This is a genomic window from Zoogloea sp. LCSB751 (assembly GCF_002028455.1).
GTDB lineage: Bacteria > Pseudomonadota > Gammaproteobacteria > Burkholderiales > Rhodocyclaceae > Zoogloea.
The window spans coordinates 313,885-329,838 of record NZ_MWUM01000001.1 but is presented as its reverse complement, the minus strand read 5'-3'; the positions used below and the strand labels follow the sequence as shown (position 1 = coordinate 329,838).

The window sequence follows — 15,954 nt, the reverse complement described above, 5'->3', positions numbered from 1 at the left end:
ATGCGAGCATGAACGGGATGCATAAATGAAAAGGGCGCCCCGCTGGGACGCCCTTTTCTGAATTCGGGGTGGCGAGCCTGACCCCCGGCACTTGCAGGGAACGGCTGTGGCTGCTGCCTTCCGGCCCTGACCAGGTTCACCGCGCTGCAATGCGGGGAGACCCGCCACGACGCATTCTAACAGCTTGGCCCGGCGACGCCTAATCCTTTTGGAGATTCAGCGGCAGCGTGATCTCGACCACCAGCCCCCCGCCCTCCCGGTTATAGGCCCGGATCTCGCCCCCATGGGCCGTCACCGCCCGCCGGGCAATGGCCAGACCGAGGCCGAACCCACCCGCCGAGCTACCGTTCGGGGCCCGGTAAAAGGGTTCGAAAATAGCCTCCAGGTCCCCTTGCGGCACGCCCGGCCCACGATCGGCCACCTTCAACATGAATTGCTCGTGCTCCACCCATGCATCAACCTCCACCTCGGAGCCTTCGCCGGTGTATTTGACCGCATTGCGGATCACGTTTTCGAAGGCGCGCTGAATCAGCTCGCCACCGACCTGCAGCTCGGCCTCGTCGCGCCCGGCAAAACGCAGCTCCCGCCCCCTGGCCCGGGCCTCGAAACGTGCATCATCGGCAATTTCAGCCACCAGTTCCACCAGTTCCACCACATCTTCCCGACTATCGCGGGTACCTGCATCCAGCCGCGCGATGGTCAGCAGCTGGCCGACCATTTCGTCGAGCCGCACCGCCTCGCGTTCAATCCGCTCCAGCGTCGCATCAAGCTTGGCAGGATCTTGCCGAGCCAGCCCGATGGCCGCCTGCAGGCGCGCCAGCGGCGAACGCAATTCGTGGGACACATCGTGCAATAGACGGCGCTGGGCACCGATCAGCGACTGAAGCTGCTGAGCCATGCGGTCGAAGTCCTGGCCGAGATCGGCGATCTCGTCGCGCCGGGCGCCCATCAAAGGCCTGACCCGGGTCTCCAGCCGCCCCTCGGCAACCGCGCCGAGCGCCCAGCGCAGATTGCGGATGGGTTTGGACAGATACCACGCCAGCAAGGCACTGAACGCAATGCTCGCCAATAAGCCAATGCCCACCGGCATCCACGGACTCGGCTCGGCCGGCCGGCGTTCAAAACCCGGCCTGAACTCCCGCGGCAGCTCTCCCGGGCGTCCCGTCAGGCGGGACAAAGGGGGGAGCGGAGGACGCAACTCCGGCCCGCCGGCCGGCACGAACAACAACCAAGCACCACGCCCCTCCGGCAGCTCAACCAAGCGCGCCGCCCGATGCATTTCGCCCAGCCTAGCCTGCTGCCTGGCAGCGGCCACCGACTCCGCAGACACCGGCCGATCCAGCAGTTCGTTGCCACGTGCGTCCACTACCAGCAATTGTGGCCAGCGCTCCCGCGACAGGTCGGCCAGCATCGCCCGCAAGGCATCTGCTCCGCCGTGGCGCAGCACGGATTCCGCCACAGCCACCGCAGTCGTCGCTCTGGGCCCGCCGGCGACAAATGGATCCCGCTCACGCGCCAGACGCTCAATCTCACCTTGGTGATGCCACCACACCGCGCTCCCGACCCCTGCGCCAGCCAGCAACAGAGCCAGCCAGAACGCGAAGAAGAACTTCCAGAACAGCCGTCCCAGTCTCATTCGCGCACCAGTTGATAGCCCAGGCCGCGCACCGTCTCGATCCAGGACCGGCCGTCGGGACGCGCACCCAGCTTGTGGCGGATGCTGGAAAGATGAACATCGATGCTGCGATCGAAGCGGGCCAACGGCCGGCCCAGGCCCTGCTCGGAGAGTTCGGCCTTACTCACCACCCGACCGGCGTGGCGCACAAGCGTCTCCAGCAGATTGTACTCGGTGCTGGTCAGCTCCAGCGGCGCCCCCTGCCACTGCGCACGACGCATCTGCGGCCACATGCACAGCGCACCAGCGACCAACGGCCCTCCGCTGACGGCCTCGGCGGGCGCTGCCGCCTGGGTCCGCCGCAGAATCGCCCGCAGGCGTGCAACCAGCTCTCGCGGCGTACACGGCTTCGGCACATAGTCGTCGGCACCCAGTTCCAGCCCGACGATACGGTCCACGTCATCGCCCTTGGCAGTCAACATCAGTACGGGCACCTTGCTCTGGGCACGGATGCGGCGCAGGGCCTCGATCCCACCGACCCTCGGCATCATCACATCGAGCACGACGATGTCGTAGCCGCCAGCCAGCGCAGCAGCGACACCGGCCTCCCCGTCATGCACGCAATCGGCGGCAAAACCTTCCTGCGAGATGTATTCGCTCAACATGGAAGACAGTTCCACGTCGTCGTCTACCAGCAAAACCTTGCTCATTTTCGTGCTTACTCTTGTGGCTTCAGCGGAAATGATACGTGCGGGCGAAGCCGGATACGCACACGGGCCCAGGTGTTTTTACCCGCATTTACATCCCTTTACACCTCACAAACAGGGATTAACAGCGCCCTCCGCGAAGATTTCACTCACCATCTGCGGCATTTCCATCATTGCCATGAACCCGTGCTTTCGCCTGAAGAGCCTCGCCATCGCCCTGCTTCTCGGCGGTATCGCCAATGCCGCACAACTTCCGGAACTGGGCGAAGCATCGGCTGCGGTCGTCAGCCCGCAAATGGAGCAGGCGCTTGGCGCACAGAGCATGCAGAGCCTGCGCGCCAGCGGCGAATGGCTCGACGACCCGGAGGTCAATGCTTACCTGGAAAACCTTGGACGACGCCTGATCCAGGCCGACCCAGACACAGCCAGGGAATCTTTCGAGTTCTTTGCCGTGGCCTCCAGGGAGCTCAACGCCTTTGCCCTGCCCGGCGGACATGTGGGCGTCAACACCGGCCTGATTCTCGCCACGCAGAGCGAGAGCGAACTGGCCTCCGTACTGGCGCACGAAATCAGCCACGTCTCCCAGCACCACATCGTCCGCCAGATCGCCGGCCAGGCGGGCAATCAAGCCCTGTCCATCGCTGCGATGCTCGGCGCCCTCATCGCAGCCGGCACCGGCAACGGCCAAGCAGCCATGGCCGCGATGACGGGCGTCAGCGCCGCCCAGATCCAGAGCCAGATCAACTATACGCGCGAGCACGAGCAGGAAGCGGACCGCATCGGCTTTCAGCTACTGACGAACGCCGGCTTCGACCCGCGCGCCATGGCCAGCTTTTTCGAGCGCCTCCAACAGGCCACCCGCCTGGCCGATTCAGCCAGCGTTCCCTCGTACCTGCGGACCCACCCACTCACCCACGAACGCGTTGCCGAGGCCCAGGACCGTGCGCTCTCCCGCACCTACAAGCAGGTCCTCGACAGCCAGGAATACAACCTCGTCCGGGCCCTGCTGCGCAGCTACGACGGGCAACCTCAGGAAACCGTGACCCGTCTCGCCACGGATCTGAAGGAAGGCCGCTACCGGGATCGCAATGCCCTCCGCTACGGACTGGCTGCAGCCTATCTGCGGGCTCAGGATTTCGCTGCCGCCGAGCGGGAACTCACGGAACTGGAGCGGGACAAGGTTCGGCACCCGATGATCGAAGCGCTGGCCTGCCAGGTTCTCACCCAGTCGGGGCAGCACGATGCCGCCCGGCTGCGCTACGAAGTTGCCCTGAAACGCTATCCGGATCATCTGCAGCTGGTCTACGACTACCCGCGCCTGCTGATCAAGGCCAGGGACTTCGGCACAGCCCTCGAGTTCGCCGAAACACGCATCATCCGACGCCCCCAGGATCCTGATCTGCACCAGATCGCAGCAGAAGCTGCCGCGGCCCTTGGCCTCACCCAAAAGTCCCATTTTCATCAAGGGGAGTACCACGCGGCCGTCGGCAACACCCGCAGCGCCCTCGAGCAGTTCGAACTGGCCCTGAAAAGCCCCGGTGGCGACAAGCGCGACCAACTCATCGTCGAAAGTCGGCTGGACATGCTCCGCTCCCAACAAAAGGAGGCGCAACAAGGCAACGGCACATTCTCCAAACACGCAGACAAATTCTCTTTACCGGCATTTACAGGCAGATAACTGCCCTTTACCCCCCAGCGCACGAAAATTCCGTGCCATCAGGTTGATCCCCCCTGATGCGCCCAATCAATTTCCGGAGAGTGCAATGAAACTGCCAAAAAATATCCTTCCCGCCGCACTGATGAGCATCGGCATCGTCGGTCTCCCCATGCTTGCCCAGGCTGCCGGTGCCGGCGAGCACTGCCATGGGCCGGCACGGCACGGATTCTGGCCGGGACCGGAGTCCGGAATGCACGGCGACGGAATTCCCCCGTTCCCCTTCCTGCGCGACCTGAACCTGAGCGAGGGCCAGCGGGATCAGATCTTCAAGGTCTTCCACGAACAGGCCCCCGTGCTCAGGGAAAAGACCAAGGAAATCCGCAAGAGCCACGAAGAACTGCGCGCGCTCACCTTCTCGGCGCAATACGATGAAGGCAAGGTCAAGGCGCTGGCCGAACGCAGCGCCAGGGCCTCCGCAGAAATTACTGAGATCCGTACGGCGAATCTGAACAAGGTTTACCAGCTCCTGACCCCGGAACAGCGCAAGAAGGCGGACGAACGCAAGGCGGAATTCGAGACGCGCGGCCCCCGGCATCCACAGCTCCCGCCCCCCGAGGACAACCGCAGCCCGGCACGGCGCGGCTGACCAGCGTTCCTCCGTGACCCCATCGAGCAGGCTCATGCTCCGCGGCATGACCAGATCGTCGTACGGCGGTCTGGTCATTGCCCTTTCAGCAACGACACGGCAATACCGCCATTTCCGATGAGCCAATCCGGGCCCAACGGCGAAACCCCACTTTTTTCAGTTCATAAGGAATGCATCTGATGCGAGATCTCGATCCAATCGACCGAAAAATCCTGGACCACCTGCAGCAGGATGGCCGCATAACCATGACGGATCTGGCAGCGCGCATCGGCCTGTCTGCCACCCCCTGTACCGAAAGGGTCCGTCGGCTGGAGCGCGAAGGTTTCATCACCGGCTATCACGCCCGCCTGAACCCCCATGCCCTGGGCCTCAAGCTGCTTGTCTTTGTCGAAATCCGCCTCAGCGCGAAATGCGAGGAGATTTTCGACAAGGTCAAACACGAACTGCAGCAGATCCCGGCGGTGATGGAATGCCACATGGTGTCGGGAGACTTCGATTATCTCGTGAAGGCCCGCCTCGCGGAAATGCATGACTACCGCAAGCTATTGAGCAGCATCCTGCACAAACTGCCCCCTCAGGCCGACTCCCGCAGCTACGTGGTCATGGAGGAGCTGAAGGAAAGCCTCTATGTAACCCCCTGAAGGGAAGCCAGGCATCACGGACCACGCGTCCAGGCGAACGCCGGGCCTGTCGTCAATCAGGAGCCATGCCAGGCCGCCCCTCAAGCCCCAGCAACTCCTCCATCCGGGAAAGGACTGCGTCGTCCTTCACCACGCTGCGCAGCCATTCATGCAGGGGCATGCGCCCCCACTTGACGGCCTTGTCAGCCAGATAGGCCACCGGGCTATGAGGTTCGGTCTGCCGGAAGTACGCCGCGATCAGTTCGAGCTGATGAATGGCCTGGGCTCTCGAATGAATGGCCTGAGCCCCGAACGGCCGTCCAGGTCCGCCCCCGTCGAACACAGGAGCGTCGATCAAGACCTCATCAGAGCCAGGCACGCCACGGGGAGTGGCTTCACCGGGAACACCTTCGCTTTCCGGCCCCAGGTAACGCCTGAGACTCCTGGATAGATCATCGAGCACATCGAGGCCCGCACCGAAGGACGGCGCGGCTTCACCCATTTGGGAATCAAGGAAAGTCTGCAAGCCATGCATGGCGACCTTCAGTCGTTCGATCTCGCGCAAGCTGTCGAAGAAATGCTGCCTTGGTGTACCACGCATCGCAGCATCGAGCGTGGCCAGCAACTCGCCATGACCACTGCCTTGGGCCCCCTGCCCTGGCTGTTCGGACGCCCCTCCATGGCTACGCGCCTGCTCCTGGGCCAACAGGCTATAGACACCTTTCGGAGAACGAGACAGAGGAATCTCCCGCAGCAAACGCGTCGTTTGCGCCAGCCACCAATCCAGCACTCCGGCACGCAACTCCTGGCTCCCATCCTCATCCGGCAGGGGATGGATCTCACCCCAGAATCGCTCACACAAGCCGAGCAGAAGCTCATAGCCATCGGCCAGGCCTGCCAGACCGTCGCGCTTGCACCTTGCTTCGGCAAGCCACGCGGCCAGACGCAGGTCCTTGCTCCGACGGGCCAGCAGATCTGAACCCAGGCGCACCACACCGGCCCAGTCGGCTTCCTTGATCTCGGTCACCCACTCGCCCTGAGCCAGGGTCGGGTCATCGAACCGGCGTGCCTCCTGGAGCACATCGAACTCGGCCGAGAACGACAAGTCCTCGCCACACGGACCATCCGCGCGCTCAAGCGGACGCAGCAGTTCAGAGAAATCCATCGGGGCCACCTGCATACAAGTTCTGGGAAGGCCTCGATGATGCCCAAGAAAAATACCAATGTCATTAGCCTTGTCGACGGATGGCGCACAGTGATGCCGGGATGAGCACCCAAAAGTACGAAGGACGCATCCGCGTCCCTCGTAGTTGTATCACTCAGCCGCTGCTTCTATGTGTCCCTTCGTGACAAAGCGGGCGAGAAATATACCCAACTCGTACAGCAGGCACATGGGAATGGCCAGCAGCAGTTGGGAGACGACATCAGGCGGTGTAACGACGGCGGCAACCACAAAGGCACCGACGATCACGTAGGGACGCGCCTCCTTCAACTTGGCCACGTCGACCACCCCCATCTTGGTCAGGATGATGACGAAGACCGGCACTTCAAACGTGATGCCGAAAGCCAGGAACATGGACATCACGAAAGAAAGATACTGCTCGATATCCGGCGCCGGGGTAATGCTCTTCGGCGCAAAGGTGGCAATGAACTTGAAGACGGTGCCGAATACGAAAAAGTAACAGAACGCCATGCCAGCCAGGAAAAGCAGGGTACTACCGACTACCAGCGGAAGTGCCAGGCGCTTTTCGTGGGCGTACAGCCCCGGGGCGATGAATGCCCAGGCCTGGTAGAGCATGATGGGCAAGGCGATCACGAAGGCCACCATGAGGGTGACCTTCATCGGCACGAAGAAAGGCGTGACCACGCCCGTGGCGATCATGCGGGTGCCTTCGGGCAACGCCTGCATCATCGGATGGGCAAGAACATCGTAGATGTCACCCGCCCACGGCATCAGGCAGGCAAAAGCAATCACCAACGCAATCACGCAGCGCAGCAGCCGGTCACGCAGTTCGATGAGGTGGGAGATGAAGCTGTCTTCCTGAACGCTCATGTCTTGGAACTCTTGGATTCAATCGCCGGATCTTTGAAATCCCCCTCCAGCGAGCGCTCGTGCATGGGATCAGGCATCAACATGGTATCGGGCATGAGTTCAGCATCCAGCGGCGCGGCGGATGCAGCCCCAGGAGCCGCGTGGGCCAGTTGCTCGGAAGCGGGTGCGGGTAATGCTTGGGAGGAATCAGACACTTCCTTGAAACTGCTCTCCAGATCGGCAACGGCCGACGAGGCGGACTGCAGGGACGACGCAACGCCGCTCTCGATACCGGCGACCTCGCTACGTACCGAGGATTCGAACTCCATCGCCGTCTTGCGGGCCTCCTCCTGGAGGCGTTTTAGCTCGTCGAGCTGCATTTCCCGATTGATGTCGGACTTCACATCGGACACATAGCGCTGCAGACGGCCGAGCAGGTGCCCTGTGGTGCGCGCCACCTTGGGCAGACGCTCGGGTCCAAGCACCAGGAGAGCCACGATGCCGATGACTACGAGTTCAGAAAAACCGATGTCGAACATTCGATTTGCCTAACGTGTATTGCCCCAACCACCGAACACCAGGGCCAGAAACGAAAAGAGGGGCGGCTTGATGCGCCCCTCCTCCGCGACTGACGCGGGAGCGGGATCAGGACTTGTTCTTTTCCCGCGCTTCCGCGTCGATGGTTTGACCGCTGCCAGGGGCGATCTTCTGGTTCGCGTCGCCAGCGCCCTGGTCGGCATCACGCATGCCTTCCTTGAAGCCCTTGACCGCCCCACCGAGATCCTGCCCGATGTTGCGCAGCTTCTTGGTACCGAACACGAGCATCACGATCACCAGAACGATCAGCCAGTGCCAAATGCTGAATGAACCCATTCAAAAATCTCCTAGAAACTACCGTTTAAGCATCGGCCCGACCGGCTCTTGCCCACCTACGATGTGCATGTGCACATGCATGACTTCCTGCCCGCCGACGCGACCGGTATTGATGATGGACCGGAAGCCCTCGGGACTTCCTTGATCGGCGGCAATCTGGTTGGCCACGACCAGCATCTTGCCGAAAACGGGAATGTCCTCCGGCGTGGCATGCGCCAGCGAAGTGACATGCTTCTTCGGAATGACCAGCACGTGAACCGGACGCTGGGGCTGAATGTCCTTGAAGGCCAGCAGCTCGTCGTCCTCGTACACCTTTGCCGCCGGGATCTCGCCCCGGACGATACGGCAGAACAGACAGTCTTGCATCGCAAAAATTCCCTTACTTGGCGGTGCGGGACTTCTTCTCGTCAATCCCCGACACGCCTTCGCGGCGGCGGAACTCGGCGAGCACGTCATCCACCGACAGGCCGTAATGGGCAAGCAAGACCATCGTATGGAACCACAGGTCGGTGACTTCCCACACTACGTGGAGCAGATCCTTGTCCTTGGCCGCCATGATGGTCTCGGCTGCTTCCTCGGCGACCTTCTTGCAAATCGCGTCGGTGCCCTTGTGGAACAGACTCGAGACGTAGGACGACTCAGGGCTGGCTTCCTTGCGCTCGGCGAGGGTTTGCGCCACCCGGTGCAGCACTTCGATGTCGATCATTTGTATATGTCCTTCGGGTCTTTGAGAACCGGGTCGACGGCCTCCCAGCGGCCATCGGCGAAGTATTTCTGGAAAAAACAGCTGCGCCGTCCGGTGTGACAGGCAATGCCGCCGACCTGCTCGATCTTCAGCAGCACCACGTCGCTATCGCAGTCGACGCGGATCTCGCGGATCTTCTGCGTGTGGCCGGACTCCTCGCCCTTGTGCCACAGACGCCCGCGGGAGCGCGAGAAATATACGGCTTCACCGAGTTCGGCCGTCTTGGCCAAGGCCTCGCGGTTCATCCACGCGAACATCAACACATCGCCGGTTACAGCATCCTGTGCAATGGCCGGGATCAGCCCGTCCTTGTCCCAGGCCAGCTCTTCCAGCCAGGCAGCGTTGCTCACAGGCGCACCTCTATACCACGGGCGCGCATCAGTTCCTTGGCTTCACGCACGGTATGCTCGCCGAAATGAAAGATGCTGGCAGCCAGCACCGCATCGGCGCGGCCCTTGGTGACGCCATCGGCCAGGTGCTCGAGACTGCCGACACCACCACTGGCGATAACCGGAATGGAAACCGCATCGGAGACTGCGCGGGTCAGCTCCAGATCAAAACCATTCTTGGTGCCGTCCCGGTCCATGCTGGTAAGCAGGATTTCGCCGGCGCCGAGGGACTCGATACGCCGGGCCCATTCGATGGCATCGAGCCCGGTACGATTGCGCCCACCGTGAGTAAAGACTTCCCACTTGCCCGGCGACACCTGCTTGGCGTCGATGGCCACCACAATGCACTGGCTGCCGACCTTGCCGGACGCATCGGCCACCACTTGCGGGTTGTTCACCGCGGCGGTGTTGATGCTGACCTTGTCGGCACCGGCATTGAGCAGACGACGCACGTCGTCGACGGTCCGCACGCCACCGCCAACGGTAAGCGGGATGAATACCTGTTCAGCCACCTGCTCGACCACATGCAAGATGATGTTGCGGTCGTCGGAACTGGCGGTGATGTCGAGGAAGGTGATCTCGTCGGCCCCCTGCTCATCATAGCGGCGAGCGACCTCGACCGGATCGCCGGCATCGCGCAGTTCGACGAAATTGATGCCCTTGACGACGCGACCGGCACTGACATCAAGACAGGGAATGATGCGTTTGGCGAGCATGAATCAGTTCGCCTGGCCCAACTCGTCGGCACGAGCCTGGGCTGCCGCGAAGTCCAGCGTTCCTTCGTAGATGGCCCGGCCGGTGATGGCACCGGTGATGCCTTCGGATTCGACGGCACACAAGGCCTCCACGTCGGCCAGCGCTGCGATGCCGCCACTGGCGATGACCGGAATACGCAGGGCCTGAGCCAACTTGACTGTAGCCTCTATGTTCACGCCGGACAGCATGCCGTCCCGGCCGATGTCGGTATAGATGACGCCTTCGACACCGTAGTCCTCGAATTTTCTGGCGAGATCCACCACATCGTGACCGGTGAGCTTGGACCAGCCGTCCACCGCCACCTTGCTGTCCTTGGCATCCAGGCCGACGATGATGTGGCCGGGGAAGGCGCTGCAGGCATCGTGGAGGAAGCCCGGGTTCTTGACCGCCGCGGTGCCGATGATCACGTAGGTAAGGCCGGCATCGAGGTAGCGCTCGATGGTGTCCAGATCACGGATGCCACCGCCCAGCTGGACCGGAATCTCGTCGCCGACTTCCGCCAGAATGGCCTTGATCGCCGCCTCATTCTTTGGCTTGCCGGCAAAGGCGCCATTGAGGTCTACCAGATGGAGGCGTCGGGCACCTTGGTCGACCCAGTGTCGGGCCATGGACCGGGGATCTTCGGAGAAGACCGTGGCAGCGTCCATTTCGCCTTGTTTCAGGCGCACGCAGTGACCGTCCTTGAGGTCAATAGCGGGAATCAGCAGCATAAGAGAAAAGGCGGTAAGAGGTTGAAACGGGAAGCGGTAAGTGACGAAGAACCACGGCTCAGGGCTTCCAGGTAACGAAATTGGACAGCAACTGCAAACCCGCGTGCGCGCTCTTTTCCGGATGGAATTGAATGGCGAAGATATTAGCCTGCGCTACCGCGCCGGTAAAGGGGATGCCGTACTCGGTGGTAGCCACCACAATGGCCGGATCTGCCGGGTCCACGTAATAACTGTGCACGTAGTAGAAACGCGCGCCATTCTCGATGTTGGCCCACAGGGGATGAGGCTGCTTCTGCCACACCTCGTTCCAGCCCATGTGCGGCACTTTCAGGCGCGAACCGTCGGCCGCCACCATTTTGCCGGCGGGGAAACGGCGCACCTCGCCACGGAAGATGCCGAGCCCCGGCACATTGCCTTCCTCGCTGTGCTCGAAAAGCATCTGCTGACCGATGCAGATCCCCAGGAAGGGCTTGCTGTGCGCGGCCTCCAGCACGGCGGGACGCAGACCACGGGCATCCAGCTCGCGCATGCAGTCCGGCATCGCACCCTGCCCCGGGAAAACCACACGCCCGGCTGACAAGACCTCGGCCGGATCCGCGGTGACGACAACCTCGATTCCCTCGGCGACATGCTCGATGGCCTTTGCCACCGAGCGCAGATTGCCCATACCGTAGTCGATGATCGCGATCTTGCTCACAGGGCCCCCTTGGTGGAAGGCACCACGCCGGCCTGACGGGGATCGGGCGTGACGGCCATGCGCAGCGCGCGGCCAAAGGCCTTGAACACGGTTTCACACTGATGGTGGGCATTGCGCCCCTTCAGGTTGTCGATATGCAGGCTCACGCCAGCATGGTTGACGAAGCCCTGGAAGAATTCATACACCAGCTGGGTGTCCAGCGCGCCGATCGCCCCGGCGGTGAACGACACATCGAACTCCAGTCCCGGACGGCCGGACAGATCGACGACGACCCGCGACAGGGCCTCATCCAGCGGAACATAAGCGTGACCGTAGCGGGTCAGCCCTTTCTTGTCGCCCAACGCCTTGGCGAAGGCCTGGCCAACGGTGATGCCGACGTCCTCGACGGTATGGTGACCGTCGATGTGCAGATCGCCGGTGGCTTCGATGTCCAGATCGAAGCAGCCATGGCGGGCGATCTGATCGAGCATGTGGTCGAAGAAACCGATACCGGTGTTGAGCTGGCTCTTGCCCGAGCCGTCCAGGTCGACCTTGACCCGGATCTGCGTCTCAAGGGTATTGCGGGATATTTCGGCTTGCCGCATTGCGCTGTTTTCCAGAAAAACGGTGATGAACTGGGAACGAATGAGGCCATGATAGCATCTAGCGTTTTTACAGTCCCTTGCGGCTCTTAGCCGTGCCGCACCGATCTGCCATGAGCCGTTTCTGGAGCCCCGTCGTCCACGGCTTGACCCCCTATGTTCCCGGCGAGCAACCCAAACTCGCCAACCTGGTCAAGCTCAACACCAACGAGAACCCCTATCCGCCGAGTCCGCGCGTGCTCGACGCCATCCGTACCGAACTCGGCAACGACGCGGACCGCCTGAAGCTCTACCCGGATCCGACCGGCACCCAGCTGAAGGCCGCCGTCGCCCGCCATTTCGACGTGGCGCCGGAATGGGTCTTCGTCGGCAACAGCTCGGACGAAGTCCTCGCCCACACGTTCCAGGCCCTGCTCAAGCACGACGCACCACTGCTTTTCCCGGACATCACCTACAGCTTCTACCCGGTGTACTGCGGGCTGTACGGCATCGATTTCGAAGCCCTGCCCCTTGACGAGCAATTCGCAATCCGCGTGGACGACTACCTGTCACGCGGTGCCGACAAGGTTGGCGGCGTGATCTTCCCGAATCCGAACGCTCCCACCGGCCGCCTGCTGGCGCTCGACGAGATCGCCCGCCTGGCGGAAGGCCTTCCCGACAGCCCGATCGTCATCGACGAGGCCTACGTGGACTTCGGCGGCCTCGACGCCATCCCCACAGCCGTGGCACTGGTGAAGCGCCACCCCAACGTGCTGGTCACCCAGACCCTGTCCAAGTCGCGCTCCCTTGCCGGCCTGCGCGTCGGCTTCGCCATCGGCCAGCCGGCGCTCATCGAGGCCCTGACCCGCGTGAAGGACAGCTTCAACTCCTACCCGCTGGATCGCCTGGCCCTCGTCGGCGCCAGCGCCGCACTGGACGACGAAGCCTACTTCGAGCAGACCCGCCGGCAGGTCATCGCCAGCCGCGAGACCTTGTCCAACGACCTCGCGGGGCTCGGCTTCGAGGTGCTGCCGTCCGCCGCCAACTTCGTGTTCGCCCGCCATCCGGCCCACGACGCTGCCGCACTGGCCGCCGCGCTGCGCGAACGCAGCATCATCGTGCGCCACTTCAAGGCGGCCCGCATCGACCAGTTCCTGCGCATTACCTTGGGCACCGATGCCCAATGCGCACTGCTCGTTCAGGCGCTGAAGGACATCCTGGCCTGAGTTTTTGAACTCGACGTTCACGAAAAAGCCGCACCAAAAGGGGCGGCTTTTTCGTATTCCAAGCGTGGGGGCGAACTCATCCGCCCATGCACATTCTCCTACGGCAAGGCGCGAATGAATTCGCCCCTGTAAACAGCGTCTCCCCCGCAGGATCAGCCCTCCGGGAAATCACCCCTTCAGACGCATCTCCGCCGAACGGGCGTGGGCCTGCAGGCCTTCACCGTGGGCCAGCACCGAGGCGATCCGGCCGAGGGTCTGGGCGCCTTGCTCCGAAATATCGATGAGGCTGGTGCGCTTCTGGAAGTCGTATACCCCCAGCGGGCTGGAGAAACGTGCGCTGCGCATCGTCGGCAGCACGTGGTTGGGGCCGGCGCAGTAGTCGCCGAGGGCCTCGACCGAGTAGTGGCCGATGAAGATCGCGCCGGCGTGGCGGATCTGGTCGATCCACTGGTACGGATCGGCCAGCGACAACTCCAGGTGCTCCGGCGCGATACGATTGGCAACCTCACAGGCTTCCGCGAGGTCACGCACGCGCACCAGGGCACCGCGATTGACCAGCGACGTGGCGATGGTGTCGCGACGCGGCATTTCCGGCAGCAGGCGGGCGATGCTCGCCTCCACCTGGGCGATGAAGTCCTCGTCGGTACACAGCAGGATGGATTGGGCCAGCTCATCGTGCTCGGCCTGTGCGAACAGGTCCATCGCCACCCAGTCCGGATTGCCGGTGCCATCGGAGATGATCAGAACTTCGGACGGACCGGCCACCATGTCGATGCCGACAGTGCCGAAGACACGGCGCTTGGCGCTCGCCACGTAGGCATTGCCGGGCCCGACGATCTTGTCTACCTGCGGGATGGTCTGCGTGCCATAGGCCAGCGCGGCCACGGCCTGCGCGCCACCGATGGTGAACACCCGGTCCACGCCGGTGATCGCCGCGGCAGCCAGCACCAGCTGGCTACGCTCGCCGCGGGGCGTCGGCACCACCATGATCAGCTCGCCGACCCCGGCCACCTTGGCGGGGATCGCGTTCATCAATACAGAGCTGGGATAGGACGCGCGGCCGCCCGGCACATACAGGCCGACCCGATCCAGCGGCGTGACCTTCTGGCCCAGGCGGGTGCCGGCCATGCCTGCGGACTCGTCGTTGTAACGCCAGGATTCGAGCACCTGACGTTCGTGATAGGTGCGCACACGGGCCGCAGCGGCTTCCAGCGCCTGACGCTGCTCGGTGCTCAGGCCATCGAGCGCCGCCTGGAGTTCGGCCTTCGGCAGCTCCAGCGCCGCCATGTCGCTCACGTCCAGATGGTCGAAGCGGCGGGTGTACTCGACGACCGCCGCATCACCGTTCTTGCGCACGTTCTGCAGGATGTCGCCGACCGCCTGCTCAATGGCCGCATCGGCGCTGCCTTCGAAGGCCAGCAGTGCATCCAGCGTGGCGATGAAATCGGGTTCGGAGGATGACAGGCGACGGATCTGGGCGCTCATTTCTTGACGGCTCCTGCAAAGGCCTCCAGCACCGGCTGGATCAGCTCGCGCTTGAGCTTCAGGGAGGCCTGATTGACGACGAGGCGGGAGCTGATCGGCATGATGTCCTCCACCTCCACCAGGTTGTTGGCCTTCAGGGTGCTGCCGGTGGACACCAGGTCGACGATCGCGTCGGCGAGGCCGACCAGCGGCGCGAGCTCCATGGAGCCGTAGAGCTTGATCAGGTCCACGTGCATGCCCTTGGCCGCAAAGTGCGCCTTGGCCGCCTTCACGTACTTGGTCGCTACCCGGATACGCGCACCACGCTGGACGGCGGCGGTGTAGTCGAAATCTTTAGGCACGGCCACGCACAGGCGGCACTTGGCGATGTTGAGATCCAGCGGTTGATACAGGCCGGCACCGCCATGCTCCAGCAGCACGTCCTTGCCGGCGATACCCATGTCGGCCGCACCATACTGCACGTAGGTCGGCGTATCGGTGGCGCGCACGATGACCAGCCGCACATCCGGCCGGTTGGTGCCAATGATGAGCTTGCGCGAGGTTTCCGGGTTATCGGTCGGCGTGATCCCCGCGGCGGCGAGCAGCGGCAGGGTTTCCTCGAAGATTCGGCCCTTCGAGAGGGCAAGCGTAATGCCGTTCAAGATGATGCTCTGTGTGCGTAAAGCGCGATTCTATCCGATTCGGGGAGCCCATCGCGCCCGATGCGGCGGGGCGTTTGCGCGGCGCCCCCTTTCTGCTAGCCTTTGGCGCGTGGCTGAACCGCCGTCCGGCGGGGTCGGCCATTTTCTTTTGATCGAATGGAAGGAGTACCCAGTGAAACCCGAAATCATCGTGTCCACCCGCGACCTCGAACGCCTCGAAGCCCTGCTCTCCAAGCCTCCAACCCGCAACCGCAGCGACCTGGACGGCCTGCGCGCCGAGCTCGAACGGGCCACGGTGCTCGACGACGACGAAATGCCGGAAGGCGTCATCGCAATGAACAGCCGCGCCCGCTTCCGCGAGGAAATGTCTGGACGCGAGTACGACCTGACCCTCGCCTGGCCTCACGATGCCGGCAGCAGCGACGGCAAGGTCTCGATCTTTTCCCCGGCCGGCAGCGCCCTGCTGGGTCTATCGGTGGGCCAGATCATCGACTGGCACACCCCTGACGGCCACGCCATCCAGCTCAAGGTGCTGGACGTGACGCAAGGCGCCTAGCGCTGCATCTCCGCCCATGGGCCGCACAAGGCGGCCCAC

The 15,954-nt window shown here is 63.1% G+C and carries 20 protein-coding genes and 1 other RNA gene; 5 read left to right on the top strand and 16 right to left on the bottom strand.

Annotated elements, in window-relative coordinates; genetic code table 11:
* Positions 1-67: 67 nt before the first annotated feature.
* From ffs to B4920_RS01610, 3 genes are all read right to left on the bottom strand, one after another.
* Positions 68-166, bottom strand: an RNA gene (gene ffs, locus B4920_RS01620) — signal recognition particle sRNA small type.
* Between the two features lie 33 nt (positions 167-199).
* Positions 200-1,636, bottom strand: a complete 1,437-nt coding sequence (locus B4920_RS01615) for an ATP-binding protein (RefSeq protein ID WP_216819708.1) — start codon at positions 1,634-1,636, stop codon at positions 200-202.
* Complete coding sequence (locus tag B4920_RS01610; protein WP_079432849.1) at positions 1,633-2,325, bottom strand: response regulator transcription factor; 693 nt, start codon at positions 2,323-2,325, stop codon at positions 1,633-1,635. Before B4920_RS01610 ends, B4920_RS01615 begins: the two co-directional genes overlap by 4 nt.
* 175 nt (positions 2,326-2,500) lie before the next feature.
* Between B4920_RS01610 and B4920_RS01605 the strand changes: the two genes are divergently transcribed.
* The 3 genes from B4920_RS01605 (at position 2,501) to B4920_RS01595 (ending at position 5,266) form a co-directional block, all read left to right on the top strand.
* A complete protein-coding gene (locus B4920_RS01605; RefSeq protein WP_161493219.1) occupies positions 2,501-4,000 on the top strand; it encodes a M48 family metalloprotease in 1,500 nt (499 codons plus the stop codon).
* Between the two features lie 85 nt (positions 4,001-4,085).
* Positions 4,086-4,625: a Spy/CpxP family protein refolding chaperone gene (locus tag B4920_RS01600; protein WP_079432847.1), complete on the top strand. Its 540-nt coding sequence runs from the start codon at positions 4,086-4,088 to the stop codon at positions 4,623-4,625.
* Between the two features lie 179 nt (positions 4,626-4,804).
* Positions 4,805-5,266 carry a winged helix-turn-helix transcriptional regulator gene (locus B4920_RS01595; protein ID WP_079432846.1) on the top strand — a complete coding sequence of 154 codons (462 nt, stop codon included), beginning with the start codon at positions 4,805-4,807 and terminating at the stop codon, positions 5,264-5,266.
* Positions 5,267-5,318: 52 nt separating this feature from the next.
* Here the strand turns inward: B4920_RS01595 and tssA are convergent, their stop codons facing one another.
* The 11 genes from tssA to hisB all read right to left on the bottom strand — a co-directional run bounded on the left by tssA (position 5,319) and on the right by hisB (position 12,031).
* On the bottom strand, positions 5,319-6,410 hold the full coding sequence (gene tssA, locus B4920_RS01590; protein ID WP_161493218.1) for a type VI secretion system protein TssA: 1,092 nt from the start codon (positions 6,408-6,410) through the stop codon (positions 5,319-5,321).
* 150 nt (positions 6,411-6,560) lie between these two features.
* Positions 6,561-7,298 carry a twin-arginine translocase subunit TatC gene (gene tatC, locus B4920_RS01585; protein WP_079432844.1) on the bottom strand — a complete coding sequence of 246 codons (738 nt, stop codon included), beginning with the start codon at positions 7,296-7,298 and terminating at the stop codon, positions 6,561-6,563.
* The gene (tatB, locus tag B4920_RS01580; RefSeq protein WP_079432843.1) at positions 7,295-7,816 is read right to left on the bottom strand and encodes a Sec-independent protein translocase protein TatB; all 522 of its coding nucleotides are present in this window, start codon (positions 7,814-7,816) and stop codon (positions 7,295-7,297) included. The genes tatC and tatB overlap by 4 nt, the downstream gene beginning before the upstream one ends.
* Positions 7,817-7,922: 106 nt before the next feature.
* Positions 7,923-8,150 carry a Sec-independent protein translocase subunit TatA gene (gene tatA, locus B4920_RS01575; protein WP_079432842.1) on the bottom strand — a complete coding sequence of 76 codons (228 nt, stop codon included), beginning with the start codon at positions 8,148-8,150 and terminating at the stop codon, positions 7,923-7,925.
* Positions 8,151-8,168: 18 nt separating this feature from the next.
* Complete coding sequence (locus B4920_RS01570; protein ID WP_079432841.1) at positions 8,169-8,516, bottom strand: histidine triad nucleotide-binding protein; 348 nt, start codon at positions 8,514-8,516, stop codon at positions 8,169-8,171.
* Positions 8,517-8,529: 13 nt separating this feature from the next.
* Complete coding sequence (locus B4920_RS01565) at positions 8,530-8,856, bottom strand: phosphoribosyl-ATP diphosphatase (protein ID WP_079432840.1); 327 nt, start codon at positions 8,854-8,856, stop codon at positions 8,530-8,532.
* A complete protein-coding gene (hisI, locus tag B4920_RS01560) occupies positions 8,853-9,245 on the bottom strand; it encodes a phosphoribosyl-AMP cyclohydrolase (RefSeq protein ID WP_079432839.1) in 393 nt (130 codons plus the stop codon). The genes B4920_RS01565 and hisI overlap by 4 nt, the downstream gene beginning before the upstream one ends.
* Complete coding sequence (gene hisF, locus B4920_RS01555; RefSeq protein WP_079432838.1) at positions 9,242-10,000, bottom strand: imidazole glycerol phosphate synthase subunit HisF; 759 nt, start codon at positions 9,998-10,000, stop codon at positions 9,242-9,244. Before hisF ends, hisI begins: the two co-directional genes overlap by 4 nt.
* A 3-nt stretch (positions 10,001-10,003) precedes the next feature.
* Complete coding sequence (gene hisA, locus B4920_RS01550) at positions 10,004-10,750, bottom strand: 1-(5-phosphoribosyl)-5-[(5-phosphoribosylamino)methylideneamino]imidazole-4-carboxamide isomerase (RefSeq protein ID WP_079432837.1); 747 nt, start codon at positions 10,748-10,750, stop codon at positions 10,004-10,006.
* 58 nt (positions 10,751-10,808) lie between these two features.
* On the bottom strand, positions 10,809-11,447 hold the full coding sequence (gene hisH / locus B4920_RS01545; protein WP_079432836.1) for an imidazole glycerol phosphate synthase subunit HisH: 639 nt from the start codon (positions 11,445-11,447) through the stop codon (positions 10,809-10,811).
* Positions 11,444-12,031: an imidazoleglycerol-phosphate dehydratase HisB gene (gene hisB, locus B4920_RS01540; protein ID WP_079432835.1), complete on the bottom strand. Its 588-nt coding sequence runs from the start codon at positions 12,029-12,031 to the stop codon at positions 11,444-11,446. Before hisB ends, hisH begins: the two co-directional genes overlap by 4 nt.
* Positions 12,032-12,141: 110 nt before the next feature.
* Between hisB and hisC the strand changes: the two genes are divergently transcribed.
* Positions 12,142-13,233 (top strand): histidinol-phosphate transaminase, encoded by a 1,092-nt coding sequence (gene hisC / locus B4920_RS01535; protein ID WP_079432834.1) that lies wholly within the window; start codon positions 12,142-12,144, stop codon positions 13,231-13,233.
* Positions 13,234-13,401: 168 nt separating this feature from the next.
* Here the strand turns inward: hisC and hisD are convergent, their stop codons facing one another.
* Together hisD and hisG are read right to left on the bottom strand one after the other, a co-directional pair.
* Complete coding sequence (gene hisD, locus B4920_RS01530; protein WP_079432833.1) at positions 13,402-14,718, bottom strand: histidinol dehydrogenase; 1,317 nt, start codon at positions 14,716-14,718, stop codon at positions 13,402-13,404.
* A complete protein-coding gene (hisG, locus tag B4920_RS01525; RefSeq protein WP_079432832.1) occupies positions 14,715-15,359 on the bottom strand; it encodes an ATP phosphoribosyltransferase in 645 nt (214 codons plus the stop codon). The genes hisD and hisG overlap by 4 nt, the downstream gene beginning before the upstream one ends.
* A 172-nt stretch (positions 15,360-15,531) precedes the next feature.
* Between hisG and rnk the strand changes: the two genes are divergently transcribed.
* The gene (gene rnk / locus B4920_RS01520; RefSeq protein ID WP_079432831.1) at positions 15,532-15,915 is read left to right on the top strand and encodes a nucleoside diphosphate kinase regulator; all 384 of its coding nucleotides are present in this window, start codon (positions 15,532-15,534) and stop codon (positions 15,913-15,915) included.
* The last annotated feature ends 39 nt before the right edge of the window (positions 15,916-15,954 follow it).

Coding starts and splice junctions, on each gene's coding strand:
- B4920_RS01615 (WP_216819708.1), bottom strand. CDS start 1,636: ATGAGACTGGGACGGCTGTTCTGGAAGTTCTTCTTCGCGTTCTGGCTG.
- B4920_RS01610 (WP_079432849.1), bottom strand. CDS start 2,325: ATGAGCAAGGTTTTGCTGGTAGACGACGACGTGGAACTGTCTTCCATG.
- B4920_RS01605 (WP_161493219.1), top strand. CDS start 2,501: ATGAACCCGTGCTTTCGCCTGAAGAGCCTCGCCATCGCCCTGCTTCTC.
- B4920_RS01600 (WP_079432847.1), top strand. CDS start 4,086: ATGAAACTGCCAAAAAATATCCTTCCCGCCGCACTGATGAGCATCGGC.
- B4920_RS01595 (WP_079432846.1), top strand. CDS start 4,805: ATGCGAGATCTCGATCCAATCGACCGAAAAATCCTGGACCACCTGCAG.
- tssA (WP_161493218.1), bottom strand. CDS start 6,410: ATGGATTTCTCTGAACTGCTGCGTCCGCTTGAGCGCGCGGATGGTCCG.
- tatC (WP_079432844.1), bottom strand. CDS start 7,298: ATGAGCGTTCAGGAAGACAGCTTCATCTCCCACCTCATCGAACTGCGT.
- tatB (WP_079432843.1), bottom strand. CDS start 7,816: ATGTTCGACATCGGTTTTTCTGAACTCGTAGTCATCGGCATCGTGGCT.
- tatA (WP_079432842.1), bottom strand. CDS start 8,150: ATGGGTTCATTCAGCATTTGGCACTGGCTGATCGTTCTGGTGATCGTG.
- B4920_RS01570 (WP_079432841.1), bottom strand. CDS start 8,516: ATGCAAGACTGTCTGTTCTGCCGTATCGTCCGGGGCGAGATCCCGGCG.
- B4920_RS01565 (WP_079432840.1), bottom strand. CDS start 8,856: ATGATCGACATCGAAGTGCTGCACCGGGTGGCGCAAACCCTCGCCGAG.
- hisF (WP_079432838.1), bottom strand. CDS start 10,000: ATGCTCGCCAAACGCATCATTCCCTGTCTTGATGTCAGTGCCGGTCGC.
- hisA (WP_079432837.1), bottom strand. CDS start 10,750: ATGCTGCTGATTCCCGCTATTGACCTCAAGGACGGTCACTGCGTGCGC.
- hisB (WP_079432835.1), bottom strand. CDS start 12,031: ATGCGGCAAGCCGAAATATCCCGCAATACCCTTGAGACGCAGATCCGG.
- hisC (WP_079432834.1), top strand. CDS start 12,142: ATGAGCCGTTTCTGGAGCCCCGTCGTCCACGGCTTGACCCCCTATGTT.
- hisD (WP_079432833.1), bottom strand. CDS start 14,718: ATGAGCGCCCAGATCCGTCGCCTGTCATCCTCCGAACCCGATTTCATC.